The sequence below is a fragment of the Microcystis sp. M49636_WE2 genome, assembly GCF_030065375.1.
GTDB lineage: Bacteria > Cyanobacteriota > Cyanobacteriia > Cyanobacteriales > Microcystaceae > Microcystis > Microcystis aeruginosa_C.
On the sequence record NZ_JASJFG010000967.1, the window covers coordinates 1 to 3507 of the forward strand.

At 43.7% G+C, this 3507-nt stretch carries 4 protein-coding genes; 2 read left to right on the forward strand and 2 right to left on the reverse strand.

The window, feature by feature from the left end:
* Positions 1-759 (forward strand): aldo/keto reductase (locus PX484_RS22285; RefSeq protein ID WP_288105538.1); only part of this gene is annotated, 759 nt, incomplete at its 5' end.
* A 127-nt stretch (positions 760-886) separates the two neighbouring features.
* Positions 887-1954: a recombinase RecA gene (recA, locus tag PX484_RS22290; RefSeq protein ID WP_002800964.1), complete on the forward strand. Its 1068-nt coding sequence runs from the start codon at positions 887-889 to the stop codon at positions 1952-1954.
* 23 nt (positions 1955-1977) lie between these two features.
* Here the strand turns inward: recA and PX484_RS22295 are convergent, their stop codons facing one another.
* Positions 1978-2574: a hypothetical protein gene (locus PX484_RS22295; RefSeq protein ID WP_288105540.1), complete on the reverse strand. Its 597-nt coding sequence runs from the start codon at positions 2572-2574 to the stop codon at positions 1978-1980.
* Between the two features lie 44 nt (positions 2575-2618).
* Positions 2619-3488, reverse strand: a complete 870-nt coding sequence (locus PX484_RS22300) for a bile acid:sodium symporter family protein (protein ID WP_287765055.1) — start codon at positions 3486-3488, stop codon at positions 2619-2621.
* Positions 3489-3507 lie beyond the last annotated feature (19 nt).

The following is a 3507-nucleotide window of genomic DNA, read 5'->3' on the forward strand; positions in this document are numbered from 1 at the left end:
GGGGAATCGGAACGACTCTTAGGAAAATTTACGCAAGAGACTGATATTCCCATCGATATTGCCAGCAAATTTGCCCCCGTACCGTGGCGATTGGGGGCGAATGCGGTTCATAATGCCATTACCGAGAGCTTAAACCGTCTAAAAACCGATAAAATGGCCCTTTACCAAGTACATTGGCCCTTCACCTTCCTAATTAGCCAAGAAACCCTAATGAATGCCCTAGGGGAAGAAGTAAAACGCGGCCGCATTGGTTCAGTGGGTGTAAGTAATTATTCCGCCGAGCAAATGCGTCAAGCAAGCCAGATTTTGGCGAAAAAAGAGGTTCCCTTAGCGGTCAATCAGGTGCAGTATTCGCTTTTGTATCGCAAAATAGAAACTAAGGGAATTTTAGCCACGGCCAAGGAATTAGGTGTCACCATCCTCGCCTACAGCCCCCTCGCTCAAGGACTACTGACGGGTAAATATAGCCCAGAAAGCCAGAATTTGCCCGATGGAGCCAGAAAAGTTGACTCGCGGTTCAAAAAAGAAGGTTTGGAGAAAATAGCCCCAATTTTAAGGGTAATGCAAGAATTGGGCGTAAAATACCAAAAAACCCCCGCACAAGTCGCCCTCAATTGGTTAATCGCCCAAGGGGATGTAATTCCCATCCCGGGGGCAAAAACTGCGGCCCAAGCGAGGGAAAATGCCGGGGCCTTAGGATGGAGTTTAGAAGCGCAAGAGGTGACGCAATTAGAACAGATGAGCCGGCCTTGGCTGTAAAAATCAAAACTTTTGATTTTTGATCACCATTCTGGAAAAAGTCTCTAACTTTTTGGTGATCAAGATTAAAACAGGCTACAATCTTTGCATACTGCTGTACTACTTAAGAAAACTGGGGAGAAAATTAATGGCGACAATGACAAGTAATCCCGATCGAGATAAGGCCTTAGGTTTAGTCTTAAATCAAATCGAGCGCAACTTTGGCAAAGGTTCGATTATGCGTTTAGGAGATGCCACCCGGATGCGGGTGGAAACCGTACCTAGTGGTGCTTTAACCCTAGATATGGCGTTGGGTGGCGGTTTACCGAAGGGCCGTATCGTCGAAATTTACGGGCCGGAAAGTTCTGGAAAAACCACCTTAGCCCTCCATGCGATCGCAGAAGTGCAGAAAGCTGGGGGAGTGGCGGCCTTTGTCGATGCGGAACACGCTTTAGATCCCACCTATTCGGAAGATTTAGGGGTAGATATCAATAATTTACTGGTGGCACAACCGGACACGGGGGAGGCAGCCTTAGAAATAGTTGACCAGTTAGTGCGTTCTTCGGCCGTGGATATCGTTGTCATCGACTCGGTGGCCGCTTTAGTGCCGCGGGCGGAAATTGAGGGGGAAATGGGGGATAATCAGGTGGGTTTGCAGGCCCGTTTGATGAGTAAAGCCCTGCGAAAAATTGCTGGTAATATTGGTAAATCGGGTTGTGTGGTGATTTTCCTCAACCAACTGCGGCAAAAAATCGGTGTCACCTACGGCAATCCTGAAGTGACCACCGGAGGAACGGCCTTAAAATTCTATGCCTCGGTGCGTTTAGATATCCGTCGCATTCAAACTTTGAAAAAAGGCACGGAAGGGGAATACGGAATTCGGGCTAAAGTTAAGGTGGCTAAAAATAAAGTTGCGCCTCCTTTCCGGATTGCTGAATTTGATATTATCTTCGGTAAAGGCATTTCCCAGGTGGGTTGTATGCTCGATATCGCCGAACAAACTAACGTAGTTACTCGTAAAGGGGCATGGTATAGCTATAATGGCGAAAATATTGCCCAGGGTCGCGATAATGCCGTTAAATATCTCGAAGAAAGGCCAGAAGTAGCGGCAGAAATTGAGAAGTTATTGCGGGATAAATTAGACATGGGTTCGGTTCCTTTACCCACGGAACCGGCCGATGAGGACGAGGAGGACGATCTGGAACCAGAAATCTAAAAGAAGACGGTTTTAAGTCTTGGTTATCCCCCTATTTTGGGGGATTTTTTAGCTTCAGAATCGATAGATTTAGCGGCTTCTAACCATGATTGTAAACCTTTTTTAGTCGGTGTTCCTTTAGGGGTAAAAGTCCATAGATCTCGTTTATGTTGGGGGCCGTAGCTGATATGAATTGGGCGATTAATTCCGTAAAAATAGAGAGAATCAAAGGGTAATTTTTGGGTTAAAATCCAATCTATTAGGCGATCGCTAGTTAAATCGATAATCCGAAAATCACAGGCTGCCCCCAATCGCTGACAATAATATTGACCTTTTTGATTAATTTCGTGGGCGCAATGTTGATCACGACTGGGATCGATTCTACCGTTTTTTAAGCCAGTGATTGGGTCTTTTTTTTGGAGAAATTTTCTCAGATCATTGGAACAAAATCCGTAGGTTAATTGGAATCTTTCTCGACCAAAATTATCAATAATTGGATCGATAATAAAGTGAGCGAGATTTTGCCAAGCGGTTATCGTTTCAGGATTTTTTGGGTAGGGATCGATTTGTGCTGCGTACTTTTGATAGGTTTGGGAACAGGTAGATAATTCCTCTAGGGTTAAATATTTACCAATTAACATAATCATTTATCAGTTTTTTAGCTAGATCCTATCACCCGATTTAGCTATTTTACCAAAGCTGCTTTTTTGCGACCATAATAAACAGCGATAAAAGCGCTGACATACATCCATAAACTATAGACAATTGCGGGAATGGCTAGATCGGGATTCTTTAATAAACCGGCAGTGATAGCAATAGCTAAAGTGCCGCTTTGAATACCCACTTCAATTGCAATACAAATTCTTTGGGGAATAGTTAATTGAAATAAAAGACCACTGAAAAAGCCAATTAGGGAAGCAATCGTGTTTAAAATAATCACTGCCAGGCCAGTTTGAGCGATAAATAAAGGTAAACGTTGCCATTCTCTCAGGATTAATAAGCAGATAATAACTGCTAGAAAAATTACGGCTAAACGATTAGTTATCGGTTCCAGACTTTTGGCCAGTAAAGGGAAGTAATGGCGGATAGTCATACCGATAATCATGGGTAAAACTATAATCAAAAATATCTGCGCCATAGTGGAACCAATGGGTAGGGAGATGGCGGCACTTTCACCCATAAAATGCTGGAGAATGAAACTAGCTAAAAAAGGTATTGTGAAAATGGTGATGATGCTGCTAAAAGCGGTTAAAGTAACAGAAAGGGCTACATCTCCCTTAGCTAAATAGGTTAAAACATTGGAGGAAGGACCGCCTGGACAAATGGCGACAATCATTAAACCGACGGCAATTTCTGGCTGGAGAGGCAAGAGAGAAGCAATAATAAAGCCGATGATCGGTAGAATAATAATTTGATTGACTAAACCGATCAGGACTGCTTTGGGATAACGGGTGATACGCTGAAAATCGGCGAGAATTAATCCCAATCCCATGCCTAACATTAAAACGCCTAGGCCAACGGGTAAGAGGATATTAGTAAAAAAGTCGGCTTGCATGGGATAAAAGCGGAGAAGA

Bases quoted from the DNA above. Each gene is read 5' to 3' on its own strand.
- recA (WP_002800964.1), top strand. From the start codon at position 887: ATGGCGACAATGACAAGTAATCCCGATCGAGATAAGGCCTTAGGTTTA.
- PX484_RS22295 (WP_288105540.1), bottom strand. From the start codon at position 2,574: ATGTTAATTGGTAAATATTTAACCCTAGAGGAATTATCTACCTGTTCC.
- PX484_RS22300 (WP_287765055.1), bottom strand. From the start codon at position 3,488: ATGCAAGCCGACTTTTTTACTAATATCCTCTTACCCGTTGGCCTAGGC.